Genomic DNA, 13,671 nt, shown 5'->3' with positions numbered 1-13,671 from the left:
GCCTGCTGACCCATGTGCGGCGCGGCGACATCGTCAACGTCCACTCGCTGCGGCGCGGCGCCGCCGAGGCGATCGAGGCCATCGCCCACGGCGACACCCAGTCGTCGAAGGTGGTGGGCCGCGCCATCGGCGCCATCGACCTGCCGCGGGGCACCACCATCGGCGCCATCGTGCGTGGCAAGGAGGTGCTGATCGCCCACGACGACGTGGTGGTGGAGTCCGGCGACCACGTGATCCTGTTCGTGATCGACAAGCGCCGCCTGCGCGACGTGGAGCGGCTGTTCCAGGTCGGCCTGACCTTCTTCTGATAGCCGCCGCGGCGAGATCCCGTGCGGTGCCGGGCAGTGCCGGTGGTGTAGCCATGAACATGGAAGCAATTTCCGTAAACACGGGGCGATGGGCTATCATGTCGCCTCCCATTCATCATCTGGAGCCCCCGCATGAGCTTTTACGTCTATCTCTCCGGCGAGATCCACACCGACTGGCGTGACGAGATCCGGCGCGGCGCCGAGGCCGCCGGCCTGGACATCGTCTTCACCTCGGCGGTGACCGACCACGACGCCAGCGACGCCGCCGGCGACCACCTGGGCGAGGAGAGCCAGCCGTTCTGGCGCGACCACAAGTCGTCCAAGGTCAACGCCATCCGCACCAAGACGCTGATCGAGCAGAGCGACCTGGTGGTGGTGCGCTTCGGCGACAAGTACAAGCAGTGGAACGCGGCCTTCGACGCCGGCTACTGCGCGGCCCTGGGCAAGCCCTACGTCACCCTGCACGGCGAGGAGATCATCCATCCGCTCAAGGAGGTCGACGCCGCGGCCATGGCCTGGGCCACCACCACCGACCAGGTGGTCGAGATCCTGCGCTACGTCACCCGGGCCTGATCGTTTCGGTCGCCGCCTGGCGCGTTCCCGTGATCGGCGACCGGCTCGCGACCTGATTCTGCTCGGCGGTGCGGTCGCGTCAGCCGCCGGGTTTCTTTATGCTCGTCCCATGGCCGAGTGGGGCAGAGCCTGAGGGCTGCCCGGAAATAGCCAAGTGAAACCAGTTGCCTGGCAAGATGAAAAATCAGTATGTTGAGGGTGTTTTAGCGGTGGACTGCCAGCGCTGGGAGGCCCTAGGGGGTCAGACCCCGGCGGTGTCGAATCCGCTCGATACGGCACGATGACAAGCCTGGCAACTCGGCTGGGGTCTGACCCCATAGGGGCGGGCCTCGGCGCCTTTATTCGGCGAACATGCCGCCAACGTCGGGAAAACCCGGAAATCTCGCCTCAGGACGAGGCGTGTCGGGGAAAGGGAGTTCACAGTGGATGGGTTGACCTGGATTACCTATGTCGGCGTGATCACCGCCTTGATCGTCTTTCCCGGCCCGGTGGCGCTGCTATGCACGAGCCATGGCCTCAGGTTCGGCCGTCACCGGGCAACCGCCACGGTGCTGGGTGGCGCTCTGGCCTCGCTGGTCTTGATGCTGGTCTCGGCGCTGGGGTTGGGCGCCATCCTGGCGGCCTCGGAGACGGCCTTCTCTCTCCTGAAGGTGGTGGGTGGCGGCTACCTGATCTTTCTCGGCATACAGGCCTGGCGGGCCAGGCCGCAGCCGCCTTCCCCCGAGCTGGACGGTGCGGTGCCGGATCCGCAGGCGCCGAAAGCATCCATTGGCAGGCTGTTTCGCCATGGTTTCATGGTGGGTGTCAGCAACCCCAAGGATCTGCTGTTCTTCGCGGCGCTGTTTCCCAATTTCATCGCCGTCGGGGAGCCCCAACTGGTGCAGTTCGCCATCCTGGCGCTAACCTGGTTGGTGATCGATACGACCCTGATGTCGATCTATGCCGCCATGGGCTCGGGCCTGGGCCGCTGGTTCAATCGCCCCAGTCGGGTCAAGGCGTTCAATCGGGCCACCGGCGGTCTCTTCATGGTGGCCGGGGGCTCGCTGGTGGCCTCCGGGCATTAGGCCTCATATCCGACACCATGCCGATGGCCGCCGGTCGGTGCGACACCTGATGGGCCAGGCAGCGTACTGGTTTCATGGAAATTGCTCGTTACACCTATTGCAGGAGGCATCGTGATACTCATCTACGGAATCAGGGAACACCTCAACCCCATCAAGGCGCAGCTGTCTGATGTGATTCATGGGTGTATGCAATCCGTTCTCGGTATGCCGGAGGATAAAAGAGCGCACCGTTTCATCCCGATGGATGCAGAGGATTTCTATTACCCAGGCGGTCGTACTCCAGCCTACACCGTCATTGAACTCAATATGATGGAGGGGCGGCCTCGGCGGCACCTATTCCGGTAATGCCGTGGCCTGTGCGGCCGCGCGTGCCGTCATGGCGGTGATGACCGAGACCCAGCTCGGCCGGTGGGGCTCGCGACAGGAGGTCGCCATCGTGGCGGCCTACCAGCGCTGGCAGGCGAGTGGCCGCTTCCCGATGCTGGGGGCGATGACCGGTATTGGCGCCATGCGCGGCATCGTCTTCGAGGATACCGAGTCGGCCAGCGGTGCCGAGCATCTGGCGACGCTGCTGATGGCGGCACGGAAGGCGGGCGTCCTGCTGATGCCCAGTGGTCGGCGGCGCAATGTGCTGCGCTTGCTGGCGCCCTTGACGACCGAGCCGGAGGTGCTCGATGCGGGGCTGGCCAGGATCGAGCAGGCGCTGGAGACGCTGCAGCCATGAGCGCCCGGCCGGCGCCTCTCGGCGCCGTCATGGTATCACCCGCTGCAGGCTCCGATGGGGGCGCTGCGGCACGTTCAACCCAAGCCCACTACCATGGAATGCTCTACGCCGAGCGCGAGACCGCCTCCCGGGAGCGGGTGTTGGCGGCCCTGGCCGGCTGATGGAGCGATGGCGAGGCCCACACACCGGGCGCCTGCGGCGCCAATCGCCGGCTAAAGCCAGCTCCCACGGGGGCTGCTGTGATACGAGCCTGCTTTAGTAGCGGTCCGACGTATCGGCGATAGGCCTCAATCACGAGTGCCTCAACTCAGTACGCGAAGGCACTGGCCCGTGTGGTAGAGCGTGAAGCCACTCTCGTAGCTCGAGCTGCGGAGGGACTTGGCCCGTATCGGCCGGGGGGAGCGTATCGGCAAGGGCAGCGAGGCGTCATCGCCGGTCGCCAAGTATCTGGCAAAGCCCTTGCCCACCACCGTGCCGGTGGTGACGCCGCGTCCGTTGTAGCCCGATACCCCCAATACGCCGGGCGCGACCTCGAAGAGACGCAGCGTATGGTCGGGTGTGAAGGCAACCCGTCCCGTCCAGGTGCATTCCCACTCGACCCTGCCCAGCTGGGGGAAGTAATGACGCTGGATGCGGTTGGCCCAGCAGCGGAGATAGGACATCGGCCTGCCATCGCCACGGCCCAGGCTGCCGAGTATCAGGCGCCCGTCGGCATCGCGTCGCATGCTGCTCAGCACCAGGCGGGTATCCCAGGCGCCCTGACCCTCGGGCAGGATGTCTCCGGCGAGATCCGCGGGTAGCGGCCGGGAGGCGACCTGGAAGAAGTGGCCGGGAAAGAAGTGCTGGCGGATGGCGTTCCAGCGATCCTCGGTGTAGGCGTTCGTGGCGAGCACCAGGCGCTGGGCCTTGACGCTGCCGTTGCCGGTCGTCACCCGCCAGGCATCCCCCTCTCTGGCGACGGCGGTGGCGGCGCTGTGGGTATGCAGGCGGGCACCGGCCTCGTTGGCGGCGCGCGCCAGGCCCCGAGTGTAGGCGGTGGGGTTCAGGGTACCGGCGCGGTGGTCGAGCAGGGCGCGGCGGATGCGCCGGGTGCCCACGCGTTGTCGGCAGGCGTCGTCCTCGAGCAGCTCCACGGGGGCGCCGCGTCGCAGCCACTGCTCGGCGCGGCGCACGAGTTCCTGCTCGCCCTTGCCATTGCGGGCCAGGTGCAGGGAACCGGTGCGGGTCGCCTGGCAATCGATGCCGTGGCGCTCGATCAGCGAAAAGACTTCCGCGGGCGCGCCGCCGAGCACCGCGTTGGCACGCTCGCCGATCTCCTCGCCCAGGGCCTCGAGGATGTCATCCGGCGGAATCCACAGTCCCGCGTTGACCAGGCCGACGTTGCGTCCCGAGGCGCCGGTGGGTATGTCGCCTGCCTCGATCAGGGTCACGCCGACGCCCATCTCGGCGAGATGCAGCGCGGTACTGAGCCCGGTGATGCCGCCACCGATGACCGCCACCTCGGCGGTGTGGTCGCCCAGCAGCGGGGCCAGCTTCAAGGGGGGTTCCGGCGACGTGTCATGCCAAAGACAACGCTCCTCCATGATGACTCCCGTGCCTGGACCGGTTGCCGAAGGCCTCGTCGAGCGGCTACGTCACTGCTCTCTTGCCAGAGGCTTTGACATTGTTATTTCCCCGAGAGGGTGTGTGTCCGCCAATAGGCCGCCGCCAGTGGCAGCGACCCGTTCGCCCCGGTGGTATCAGTCGAACTTGATGCCCTGGGCCAGGGGCAGCTCCCTGGAGTAGTTGACGGTGTTGGTCTGGCGACGCATGTAGGTCTTCCACACATCGGAGCCCGACTCGCGTCCGCCACCGGTCTCCTTCTCGCCACCGAAGGCGCCACCGATCTCGGCGCCACTGGGGCCGATGTTGACGTTGGCGATGCCGCAGTCGCTGCCGACGGCGGAGACGAAGGTCTCGGCCTCGCGGACGTCGGTGGTGAAGATGCACGACGACAGCCCCTGGGGCACGTCGTTGTTCAGGGCGATGGCCTCGTCGAGGTCGCCATAGCCGATCACGTAGAGGATCGGCGCGAAGGTCTCGTTCCTGACCAGCTCGTCCTGCGCCTCGACTTCGACGATGGCCGGCGCCACGTAATACCCCTCGGGGTGTTCCTCGCCCAGCTGGCGCTCACCGCCGAACACCTTGGCGCCCTGCTCGCGGGCCTGGGTCAGCACCGCCTGCATGGCATCGAAGGCCTGGCGGTCGATCAGCGGGCCGACCAGGCTGCCCTCCAGGGGGTTGCCGATGGAGATGCCGGCGTAGGCCTGTTTCAGGCGCTCGACGACCTCCCCACGGATGGACTCATGAACCACCAGCCGGCGCAGGGTGGTGCAGCGCTGGCCGGCGGTGCCCACCGCCGAGAACAGGATGGCACGCACGGCCATGTCGAGGTCGGCACTGGGGGTCAGGATCATGGCGTTGTTGCCACCCAGCTCGAGGATGCTGCGCCCGAAGCGCGCGGCGACACGGGGACCGACTTCGCGGCCCATGCGGGTGCTGCCGGTGGCGCTGATCAGGGGCACGCGGGGGTCGTTGACCAGCCGTTCGCCAGGCTCGCGTTCGCCGATGATCACCTGACTGAGATGCTCGGGAGCGTCATCGCCGAACTCGGCCATGGCGCGTTCCAGCAGTGCCTGGCAGGCCAGGGCGGTGAGCGGCGTCTTCTCGGAAGGCTTCCACAGCAGGCTGTCGCCGCAGACCAGCGCCAGGGCGGCGTTCCAGGCCCAGGGGGCGACCGGGAAGTTGAAGGCAGTGATCAGGCCGACCGGGCCCAGCGGGTGCCAGGACTCGCGCATGTGGTGGCCGGGGCGCTCGGAGGCGATGGTCAAGCCGAAGAGCTGACGCGACTGGCCCACGGCCAGGTCGCAGATGTCGATCATCTCCTGAACTTCGCCGAGGCCCTCCTGGAGGATCTTGCCGCACTCCCAGGTGACCAGCGCACCGAGATCCTCCTTGTGGCGACGCAGCTGGTCGCCGAATAGCCGGACCAGCTCGCCGCGGCGCGGGGCGGGGACCTCGCGCCAGGCCAGGAAGGCCTGCTGGGCGGCGTCGATGGCGGCGTCGACCTGGTCGGGGGTGGCGGGCGTGAGGCGGCCGATGACACTGCCGTCAATGGGGGTGGTGACCACCAGGTCGCCCTGCTGATACTGCTCGGCGGCAACGCCGAGGCGCTGCATGATAGCGTCGATCATTCTTTCTCCTATCGTGGTCGTCAGTGGATCATGTGAATGCAGTATCACTAGGGTGGTGAAGCGCCAGCAAACGATGTTTAATCCAAACATCATTCCATATGTTCATGACCCCTGGGTGGCCATCATGAGTCGACCGCACCTCCCTTCCCTTGCCGGCCTGCAGTGTTTCGACGCGGCCGCCAGGCACCTGAGCTTCACGCGGGCCGCCGACGAGCTGAGCCTGACCCAGAGCGCGGTGAGCAAGCAGGTCGCCCAACTGGAGTCGATGCTCCAGCATCCCCTCTTCAGGCGCGTACGGCGGCGCCTGCACCTGACGCCGGAAGGGGCGGTGTATCTCAACGAGGCGCGCAAGATCCTCGCCCATGTGGAGATGTCGACGCGCTACATGCAGTCATATGGTGGCAAGTCCGATGTCCTGAACGTGGCTACCTTGCCGACCTTCGGGGCACGCTGGCTGATTCCGCGTCTCAATGGCTTTCGCTATCGCCATCCCGATATCAACCTGAACATCGTCAATCGATCCGAGCCCTTCGATATGGAGGAGGAGCGGGTCGAGGTGGTGTTCTTCTTTGGCCATGGGGCCTGGCCGAGAACGGAATGCATCAAGATACTGGATGAGGAGATGGTGCCGGTCTGCGCTCCCGCCATCCTGGATGAGGTGGCCATCGATGAGCCGCTGGACTTGACCCGACTGGTGCTGCTGCAGAGCGCGACTCGCCCGGAGGCCTGGCATGACTGGTTCGAGGCCCAGCAGCAGTATACCGAACACAGCTATCATGGCCCGCGGTTCGATTCCTTCTATATGGCCTTGCGAGCCGCCCAGGCGGGCTGTGGCGTCGCCTTGCTTCCCCACTTTCTTGCCCAGGAGGAGCTCGAGGAGGGCAAGCTGGTCATTCCCTGGGGCTTCCGCTTGAAAAGCCGGGACGCCTATTACATGGCCTACCCGGAGCACATGGCGGAAGTGGGCAAGGTCCGCTCATTCGTGGATTGGATCCATGATAAAATTCAACGGGTTCAGTGACGGTCCAGGGAGTCGAGGATGCGCATCACCCAGCTCAACATCTATCCGGTCAAGTCGCTGCGCGGCATCGCGCTCGAGCAGGCGACGCTGGGCCCACGCGGGCTCGCCCTCGATCGTCACTGGATGGTCGTCGACGATGTCGGCCGCTTCGTCACCCAGCGCCAGCTGCCGCGCATGGCCCAGGTGGCGGTGAGTCTCGACGCCGACGCCCTGGTGCTGGAACACCCCGAGGTCCCGCCGCTGCGGATCGCGCTGGCGCGGGACGACCAGCCGCGGGTCACCACCCATGTCTGGGAGGACCAGTGCCAGGGCCTCGACGAGGGCGCCGAGGCCGCCGACTGGCTGGGCCGGGTGCTGGGTGACTGGAAGGGCAGCAGCCTGCGGCTGGTGCGCTTCGCGCCGGATCAGCAGCGCCGCGTGGACCCGCGCTACCAGCAGGGCGAACAGGCACATACCGCCTACGCCGATGGCTTTCCGTTCCTGGTGACGGCCGAGTCGTCGCTGGCAGTCCTCAACGAGGTGCTCGAGGCCAAGGGCGCGGGCGTAGTACCCATGGCCCGTTTCCGGCCCAATATCGTCGTCGAGGGCAGTGTCCCCTTCGCCGAGCACGGTTGGGACTCCCTGGCCGGCGATGGCTATCGACTGGGCATGCGCAAGCCCTGCCAGCGCTGCAAGATCATCACCCTCGATCAGCGCACCGGGGAAGCGCTCGAGCCGAAGGAGCCCTTACAGACGTTGGCCGGCATGAGCCTGGCGCCGGGGGCCTATTTCGGTCACAACGCCACCCTGCTGGCCGGCGAGGGCCGGACGATCCGGGTGGGGGATACGCTGGAAGCGGAAACATCGGCTGGTTGAGGTCGATCCGGCGGTGGACTGGCCTCGGCGCCTTTTTCGGCGAACATGCCGCCATCGTCGAGAAATTCGTGGTGTGGCGGGGGAGGTACGCCATGAGCATCATGCTGAAACGCGCCGTCGATGCGTGACCGGCTCGAGAAGTACCAGGTCTTCCTCTACCTGGCGGCGGTCCTCGCCGGCCTGGCGGTGGGCACTCACTCACCGGGCAGGGTCGGCGTGCTCGACGCCCTGCTCTGGCCGCTGCTGGGCCTGCTGCTCTATGTGACCTTCACCCAGGTGCCCCTGGTGGGGCTGCATCGTCGGTTGGTGAATGCTCGCTTTCTCGCCGCGGCGGTGCTCGGCAACTTCCTGGTGATCCCGCTGATCGTCTGGGGCCTGGTGCAGTGGCTGCCGGCCGACCCGGCGCTGCGGCTCGGGGTGCTGCTGGTGCTGCTGGTGCCCTGTACCGACTGGTTTCTCTCCTTCACCCACCTCGGCGGGGGCGACACCCCCACCGCCATCGCCTTCACGCCGCTGAGCCTGCTGCTGCAGCTCGCCCTGCTGCCGCTCTACCTCTGGCTGTTCCTGGGCCAGGCGGGGCTGGCCGGCCTGATCCAGCGGGAGCTGCTGCTGGCCTTCGGCGGGCTGATCCTGTTGCCGCTGGCGGCAGCCTTCCTCTCCGAGCGCTGGGCCGAGCGGGCGGCGGGGCGCCGGCGGCTGATCGAGGGGCTGGGCTGGCTGCCGATCCCGCTGCTGGCGCTGGTGCTGTTCGCGGTGGCGGCGGGGCAGGTCGATCAGGTGGTCGGTTCCCCGGGGCTGATCGGCTGGGTGCTGCCGGTGTTCGTGGCCTTCCTGGTCATCGCGGCACTGCTGGCGCGTATCATGGCGCGGGCCTTCCGGCTGACGGTCGCCCAGGGCCGGGTGCTGGCCTTCAGCTTCGGCTCGCGCAACTCCTTCGTGGTCCTGCCGCTGGCGCTGGCGCTGCCGGCCGGCCTCGAGGCGGCGGTGGTCGTGGTGGTCTTCCAGTCGCTGGTGGAGCTGTTCGGCATGCTGCTCTTCCTGTGGCTGGTGCCGAAGCGGCTGTTTCCGGCGTCGCCCTGACCCGGCTCGCGCCCTTCGTGCCAGCCGGCTGGACTATGCTGATCCATGAAGCGCTGATCCACGAAGCGCTGATCCATTAAGCCCCAGGGCTCCGGGCTTGCGGTGTGTCGGACTGGGAGCCCGCTCCGGGAGGTCCCATGGCGATCACATTGAACGCGGGGCTGCGCCGCGAGTATGAGCGGCTATTCGAGAGCTGTCGCATTCGCCCCGAGCGCATGGCGCAGGTCGAGCGCACCATCGACAAGCTCATCCAGCATCGTTCGCGCTACGAGGCCGTGGCGGCGCGCCGGGGCGTGCCCTGGTGCTTCGTCGCCCTGGTCCACAACATGGAGTCCGGCGGTAATTTCAACTGCCACCTGCACAACGGCGACCCGCTCACCGCACGCACCGTCCAGGTGCCCGCCGGGCGCCCCACGCAGGGCTCACCGCCCTTCACCTGGGAGGAGAGCGCCGCCGACGCCATGGCGCTCAAGCGGCTGGGCGAGCGCACGGACTGGAGCCTGGCGGGCACGCTCTTCCAGCTCGAGAAGTACAACGGCTGGGGCTATCGGCGCCACCACCCGGAAGTGCTGTCGCCCTATCTCTGGAGCTTCTCCGAGCACTACGAGCGGGGCAAGTACGTGGCCGACGGCCGCTGGTCCGATACCGCGGTCTCCAGGCAGTGCGGCGCGGCGGTGGTGCTGCGGCGCATGGCCGAGAAGGGGCTGGTGGACTTCACCGACCAGCCCCGCGTCACCCTCTATGCCGCCACGGATGCGGAGCCCGCCGAGCCCGAGCCGCTGGTATCGCGCCACAGCACCCGCCGCGCGGCCGATGCCAAGCGAGCCGAGAACCTGCAGTGCTGGCTGAACACCTTCCCCGGCATCTTCCTGCGCGTCGACGGCATCCCCGGTGACAACACCTCCGAGGCCTACCGCATCGTGACCGGTGCCTATCTACCGGGCGATCCCCGGAGGGGGTAGATGTTGACGACATCCGGCCCGGCTAGCGCTTCGCGTCACCTGCATGTGACGCCTCGTCGGGCCCTCCGGGAGTGGCGCGATCTCGACTAATCTTTCATGGAAACTGGCGCGTAGGCGCCGGCCCGGACAAGACGAGGCGCCCGCCCGGCATGGGCAGGGGTGGCCACCGACAGGGAGGCAAGCACATGGCCGAGCGCCCACTGATCATGCTGCATGGCTGGAACGACACCGGCGATTCCCTCGACAACCTGGCTCGCCACTTGAGGCGACAACTGGCCGACATCCAGATCTACCGGGTCGCCATCGGCGACTACCTCTCCAAGGATGACGCCCTGCGCTTCGACGACCTCCAGGCCGCCCTGGAACGGGCCTGGACGGAGCACCGGTTGCCCCGTGAAGTGGCCAGCGTGGATGTCATCGTGCATTCCACTGGGGGCCTGGTGATTCGCGACTGGTTGTCGCGTCACTTCCCGCCCGATGCCTCCCCGGTCAAGCACCTGGTGATGCTCGCCCCGGCCAACTTCGGGTCGCCCTTGGCGCACATCGGCCGCTCCATGCTGGGGCGCGTCGCCAACGGCTTCTTCAATCGCCAGGATGGCCAATCGGTGTTCGAGACCGGAGCCCGGCTCCTGAAAGGGCTGGAACTGGCCAGCCCCTTCACCTGGGGGCTGGCCCTGCGCGACCGCTTCACCGATGACGGCATCGGCATGTACGCGCCCGGCCGAACGCTTTGTACCGTCCTGGTGGGTAACACGGGCTATGGCGGCATCCGCTCGGTGGCCAACGAGGAGGGGGGTGACGGCACGGTGCGGATCTCGACCGCCAACCTGAACTGCGCCATGGGGCACATCGCCTTCGACGAGCAGGAACGTGACGGGCGGCGGGTCACGGTGCCGCGGATGGCAGGATGGCGACTTTCCGTGGGACGGACGGCCTTTCGTATCCTCGACGGGCTCAACCACTCCACCATCAAGCTCGACGCCGCTGCCAGCCGGCTTGGCCAGGGCCAGCAGGAGGCGCTTTCGCTCATCGCCCGGGCGCTGACTGTCGAGGACGCGGATTTCGAGGCCTTCTGCGATGACTGCGAACGGGCCAATCTGGACCTGACCCGTGCCCCGGGGGGGCGTCGGGGCAAGGCCGGCTTCCAGAACACCCTGGTGCTGGTCGCCGACCAGTTCGGGGTGCCGGTCACCGACTACATGATCGAGTTCTACGATCCTCGCGACGACCGTCGGGATGGTGGTGCCCTGGCAAGGGCCATCCACGGGAAGGCCATTCAGAAAGTGCATGCTTATCGGGACGACAACGCCTATCGCAGCTTCTACATCGACACGGCCAGGCTGCACGAGGAGGTGACCCGGGCCGGCACCGATCTGGGCATGTCGATCACCGCCGAGCCCATGCTGGATACACGAGCAGAGGCACAGACCCCCGTCGGCTTTCGCACCTTCGCCGATGAGGACATTGATGACCTTCACCTCGATGTGGCCCTGCTGGCGGACTTCTTCCAGCCGCATCGCACCCTGCTGGTGGATATCCTCATGCACCGTGTCCAGGGCTCGAACGTCTTCCGGCTGCGTGACCAGCGCTGAGCCGTTCCGGCGGGGCCTGTCGATTCCGGCCCGCCTCTCGCTCAGGACGACGGCGCCGCGCCGGGGGAGGGCGAGGGCACGCCCTGGACGCAGGCCGGTTCGTCGTAGCGGCCGCCGACCAGCGACTGAAAGCAGGGCGAGCGCTCCAGCAGGACGCCGCCGATCCGGCGCAGGTCATCGACCTCCCCGGCGGGCAGGCGAAAGGTGGTGGGCAGGCTCAGGAAGCGCTCCCGCTGCGCCTCGTCCTGGAGCTGGTCGAAGCCGACGTAGATGCGATACAGCTCGACCCGGTGCAGCGCCTCGTCGGGTGGGGTGGTCTCCCGGGAGACCTGCTGGGCGTCGGCTCGGGTGCGCAGGGTCTGGCGCAGCAGCTCGACCGTATCGAAGGAGTAGTTGGCCATGGGCGTGGTGGCGATGTTGCTCACCACCTGGGTCAGCCCTGGCGCCCGGGGCGAGGTGTCGAAGTCCGGCACCTGCTGGGTCTTGGCGTCGACGACGATGACCACCAGCTTGTCGATCTGCTCCAGGTTTATCTTGCGCAGCACGCTCCAGGGCACGTCGGTGGAGCGGATGGCAGTCAGCGGGTAGCGCAGGCCGATGTTGTCGGCGACGCCGCCGTCCAGGAGATGCACGTAGCGCCGCTCGGGCGCCTGATAGTCGCGCAGGCTGCGGGCCCGGTAGTAGCGCCGCGGATTCGCCTCCAGGTCGCGCAGGCCGGCCGCGACCCAGGCCGGCTCCCGGTAGTCGCACCGGCCGGGGTAGCTGTTCAGGGCCAGGGGCGTGAACGCCACCGGGAAGTTGGAGGAGGCCGCCACGGCGCGGGAGAGGGTCACGCGGTCCAGGTCGGCGCACATGGGGTCGAACTGGGACTGCACGAAGGTGAACCGCGACCCCTTGGCCATGTCGGTGGCGTTGATCAGCAGGAAGGGCTTGCGGCCCCGGGCCGTCAGGTCGCCGAAGTCAGCGTCGTCGAACAGCAGGTCCTGGTAGACCTCGTCGGCGATGTCGATGCGGCCGAAGGTCTTTGATGCCAGCCGCGCCCAGTTGTAGGGGTTGAACAGCCCACGCTTCAGCCGGGCCTCGACGTCCCGGTAGAGGAAGTTGCGGTGAAAGCGCCCCTCGGGGTCGAAGAGGGCGTCGCCATGCAGGCCGTAATAGGCCGCCGTGAAGCTGCCCCCCGACACCGAGGAGATGACGTCGACCTCGTCGAGCAGGTTGCGCCGCTCGCCGTCGATCTCCACCCAGGCGTCGCGCAGGCGCTCCAGGACGCCATGGGCGAGCGCCGCGGCGCGGGTGCCGCCGCCGGAGAAGGTGAGGATCACGAACAGGTCCTCGTCCTGGCCGGCGTCCGCCAGGTTGGCGTAGCGGTAGCCCGTCGCGGCATCGACCCGCTCCAGCGGTCGGGTCTCGGGAAAGGAGGCGCAGCCGGCGAGCGGCATCAGCGGCAGGGTCGCCGCCAGCATCCAGGCGAGGGTGACGTGTCTCATGTACCTGCGTCCTTGCGGGTGAATTCGAGGATCAGGGGGGCATCCGGGCGCGTGCCCGTGACCAGCAGGTCGAACTGCTCGGGCTGGAAGTTCGGGTGGGTGGGACTGAGCGTCACCACGTGATGGCCCGTCTCGACCTGGCACACCTTGTTGGTCCAGCCTGCTGGCGCGCCGTCGATCCACACGTGGCGCCGGGTGGGAAATACGACCTTGAGATACTGGTCCATGGCGTCCCTCCCTGCCGGGGCAGATGATGACCGGAAGCTGCTTCGCTGCAAGGCACTGTCTGAAAAGTCGGCGAGCGCAGGCAGGCTCCTAGGCCTTGTACTCCAGGGCGAAGTCCAGAATGCGGGTCTTGCCCAGCCACACCTTGCCCAGGTAGACCCCGGGCTCGATCTCGCGGATCTCGTCGCGCACGGCCCTGAAGAAGAAGGAGGTGCTCGAGTAGTCGATGACGATGGTCTCCCGGTCGTCCAGCCAGCTCGGCGCCCGATAGACCTTGGCGACCACGAAGCTCAGGCTCAGCGGGGTGACCTTGTTGACCAGCACCCCGGCCGAGCCGTCCTCGGCGAACATGTCGAACACCTTGCCCTGCCAGGCGAACAGGCGGGCGAAGTGGGCGTAGCCCCGGGCGAGGGGGCTGCCGGTGACGATGGGCGTGCCGCGGGTGTCGCCGTTGGGGATCGCGCCCGGTTCGGCCCGCCGGTAGAGGTCGTCGAGCTGCTCCCGGGGCATGTCCAGCCATTGCTGCACGGTGGTGCTCATCGCATTT

At 67.4% G+C, this 13,671-nt stretch carries 14 protein-coding genes and 1 pseudogene; 10 read left to right on the top strand and 5 right to left on the bottom strand.

Annotated elements, in window-relative coordinates; all coding sequences use genetic code 11:
• The 5 genes and pseudogenes from CR157_RS21185 to CR157_RS21165 all read left to right on the top strand — a co-directional run.
• The coding region (locus tag CR157_RS21185) for a TrkA C-terminal domain-containing protein (RefSeq protein WP_306766796.1) at positions 1-308 on the top strand (308 nt) is incomplete at its 5' end.
• Positions 309-440: 132 nt separating this feature from the next.
• Positions 441-881: a YtoQ family protein gene (locus CR157_RS21180; protein WP_110285508.1), complete on the top strand. Its 441-nt coding sequence runs from the start codon at positions 441-443 to the stop codon at positions 879-881.
• A 422-nt stretch (positions 882-1,303) separates the two neighbouring features.
• Positions 1,304-1,945, top strand: a complete 642-nt coding sequence (locus tag CR157_RS21175; protein ID WP_110285507.1) for a LysE family translocator — start codon at positions 1,304-1,306, stop codon at positions 1,943-1,945.
• 111 nt (positions 1,946-2,056) lie between these two features.
• A pseudogene (locus CR157_RS21170) lies at positions 2,057-2,266 on the top strand (tautomerase family protein); the annotation flags it as partial.
• Positions 2,267-2,294: 28 nt separating this feature from the next.
• Positions 2,295-2,669 (top strand): aminotransferase class III-fold pyridoxal phosphate-dependent enzyme, encoded by a 375-nt coding sequence (locus CR157_RS21165; RefSeq protein WP_110285506.1) that lies wholly within the window; start codon positions 2,295-2,297, stop codon positions 2,667-2,669.
• A 302-nt stretch (positions 2,670-2,971) separates the two neighbouring features.
• Here CR157_RS21165 and amaA read toward each other — a convergent pair whose 3' ends face one another.
• Both amaA and amaB read right to left on the bottom strand, forming a co-directional pair.
• Positions 2,972-4,252, bottom strand: coding sequence for an L-pipecolate oxidase (gene amaA, locus CR157_RS21160; protein ID WP_110285505.1), 1,281 nt, complete (start codon positions 4,250-4,252; stop codon positions 2,972-2,974).
• Positions 4,253-4,408: 156 nt separating this feature from the next.
• Positions 4,409-5,902 (bottom strand): L-piperidine-6-carboxylate dehydrogenase, encoded by a 1,494-nt coding sequence (gene amaB / locus CR157_RS21155; protein WP_110285504.1) that lies wholly within the window; start codon positions 5,900-5,902, stop codon positions 4,409-4,411.
• Between the two features lie 124 nt (positions 5,903-6,026).
• Between amaB and gcvA the strand changes: the two genes are divergently transcribed.
• The 5 genes from gcvA (at position 6,027) to CR157_RS21130 (ending at position 11,412) form a co-directional block, all read left to right on the top strand.
• Complete coding sequence (gene gcvA, locus CR157_RS21150; protein ID WP_110285558.1) at positions 6,027-6,923, top strand: transcriptional regulator GcvA; 897 nt, start codon at positions 6,027-6,029, stop codon at positions 6,921-6,923.
• An 18-nt stretch (positions 6,924-6,941) separates the two neighbouring features.
• The gene (locus CR157_RS21145; RefSeq protein ID WP_110285503.1) at positions 6,942-7,778 is read left to right on the top strand and encodes an MOSC domain-containing protein; all 837 of its coding nucleotides are present in this window, start codon (positions 6,942-6,944) and stop codon (positions 7,776-7,778) included.
• A 120-nt stretch (positions 7,779-7,898) separates the two neighbouring features.
• A complete protein-coding gene (locus CR157_RS21140) occupies positions 7,899-8,858 on the top strand; it encodes an arsenic resistance protein (RefSeq protein ID WP_110285502.1) in 960 nt (319 codons plus the stop codon).
• A gap of 137 nt (positions 8,859-8,995) precedes the next feature.
• The gene (locus tag CR157_RS21135) at positions 8,996-9,820 is read left to right on the top strand and encodes a hypothetical protein (RefSeq protein WP_110285501.1); all 825 of its coding nucleotides are present in this window, start codon (positions 8,996-8,998) and stop codon (positions 9,818-9,820) included.
• Positions 9,821-10,005: 185 nt separating this feature from the next.
• A complete protein-coding gene (locus CR157_RS21130) occupies positions 10,006-11,412 on the top strand; it encodes an esterase/lipase family protein (RefSeq protein WP_110285500.1) in 1,407 nt (468 codons plus the stop codon).
• 41 nt (positions 11,413-11,453) lie between these two features.
• Here the strand turns inward: CR157_RS21130 and CR157_RS21125 are convergent, their stop codons facing one another.
• From CR157_RS21125 to CR157_RS21115, 3 genes are all read right to left on the bottom strand, one after another.
• Positions 11,454-12,899 carry a patatin-like phospholipase family protein gene (locus tag CR157_RS21125; protein ID WP_110285499.1) on the bottom strand — a complete coding sequence of 482 codons (1,446 nt, stop codon included), beginning with the start codon at positions 12,897-12,899 and terminating at the stop codon, positions 11,454-11,456.
• Complete coding sequence (locus CR157_RS21120) at positions 12,896-13,126, bottom strand: hypothetical protein (protein ID WP_110285498.1); 231 nt, start codon at positions 13,124-13,126, stop codon at positions 12,896-12,898. The genes CR157_RS21125 and CR157_RS21120 overlap by 4 nt, the downstream gene beginning before the upstream one ends.
• A gap of 88 nt (positions 13,127-13,214) precedes the next feature.
• Entirely contained in the window at positions 13,215-13,664 is a 450-nt protein-coding gene (locus tag CR157_RS21115) for a hypothetical protein (RefSeq protein ID WP_110285497.1), read from the bottom strand.
• Positions 13,665-13,671 lie beyond the last annotated feature (7 nt).

The sequence above is a fragment of the Halomonas sp. LBP4 genome (genome assembly GCF_003202205.1).
Lineage (GTDB): Bacteria > Pseudomonadota > Gammaproteobacteria > Pseudomonadales > Halomonadaceae > Halomonas > Halomonas flagellata.
Note: the sequence above shows the minus strand (reverse complement) of the source record. Positions and strands in the feature narration are given on the sequence as shown.

What these genes read in the sequence shown, in the direction of transcription:
- CR157_RS21180 (WP_110285508.1), top strand. Translation starts at nt 441, where the DNA reads ATGAGCTTTTACGTCTATCTCTCCGGCGAGATCCACACCGACTGGCGT.
- amaA (WP_110285505.1), bottom strand. Translation starts at nt 4,252, where the DNA reads ATGGAGGAGCGTTGTCTTTGGCATGACACGTCGCCGGAACCCCCCTTG.
- amaB (WP_110285504.1), bottom strand. Translation starts at nt 5,902, where the DNA reads ATGATCGACGCTATCATGCAGCGCCTCGGCGTTGCCGCCGAGCAGTAT.
- gcvA (WP_110285558.1), top strand. Translation starts at nt 6,027, where the DNA reads ATGAGTCGACCGCACCTCCCTTCCCTTGCCGGCCTGCAGTGTTTCGAC.
- CR157_RS21145 (WP_110285503.1), top strand. Translation starts at nt 6,942, where the DNA reads ATGCGCATCACCCAGCTCAACATCTATCCGGTCAAGTCGCTGCGCGGC.
- CR157_RS21140 (WP_110285502.1), top strand. Translation starts at nt 7,899, where the DNA reads ATGCGTGACCGGCTCGAGAAGTACCAGGTCTTCCTCTACCTGGCGGCG.
- CR157_RS21135 (WP_110285501.1), top strand. Translation starts at nt 8,996, where the DNA reads ATGGCGATCACATTGAACGCGGGGCTGCGCCGCGAGTATGAGCGGCTA.
- CR157_RS21130 (WP_110285500.1), top strand. Translation starts at nt 10,006, where the DNA reads ATGGCCGAGCGCCCACTGATCATGCTGCATGGCTGGAACGACACCGGC.
- CR157_RS21125 (WP_110285499.1), bottom strand. Translation starts at nt 12,899, where the DNA reads ATGAGACACGTCACCCTCGCCTGGATGCTGGCGGCGACCCTGCCGCTG.
- CR157_RS21120 (WP_110285498.1), bottom strand. Translation starts at nt 13,126, where the DNA reads ATGGACCAGTATCTCAAGGTCGTATTTCCCACCCGGCGCCACGTGTGG.
- CR157_RS21115 (WP_110285497.1), bottom strand. Translation starts at nt 13,664, where the DNA reads ATGAGCACCACCGTGCAGCAATGGCTGGACATGCCCCGGGAGCAGCTC.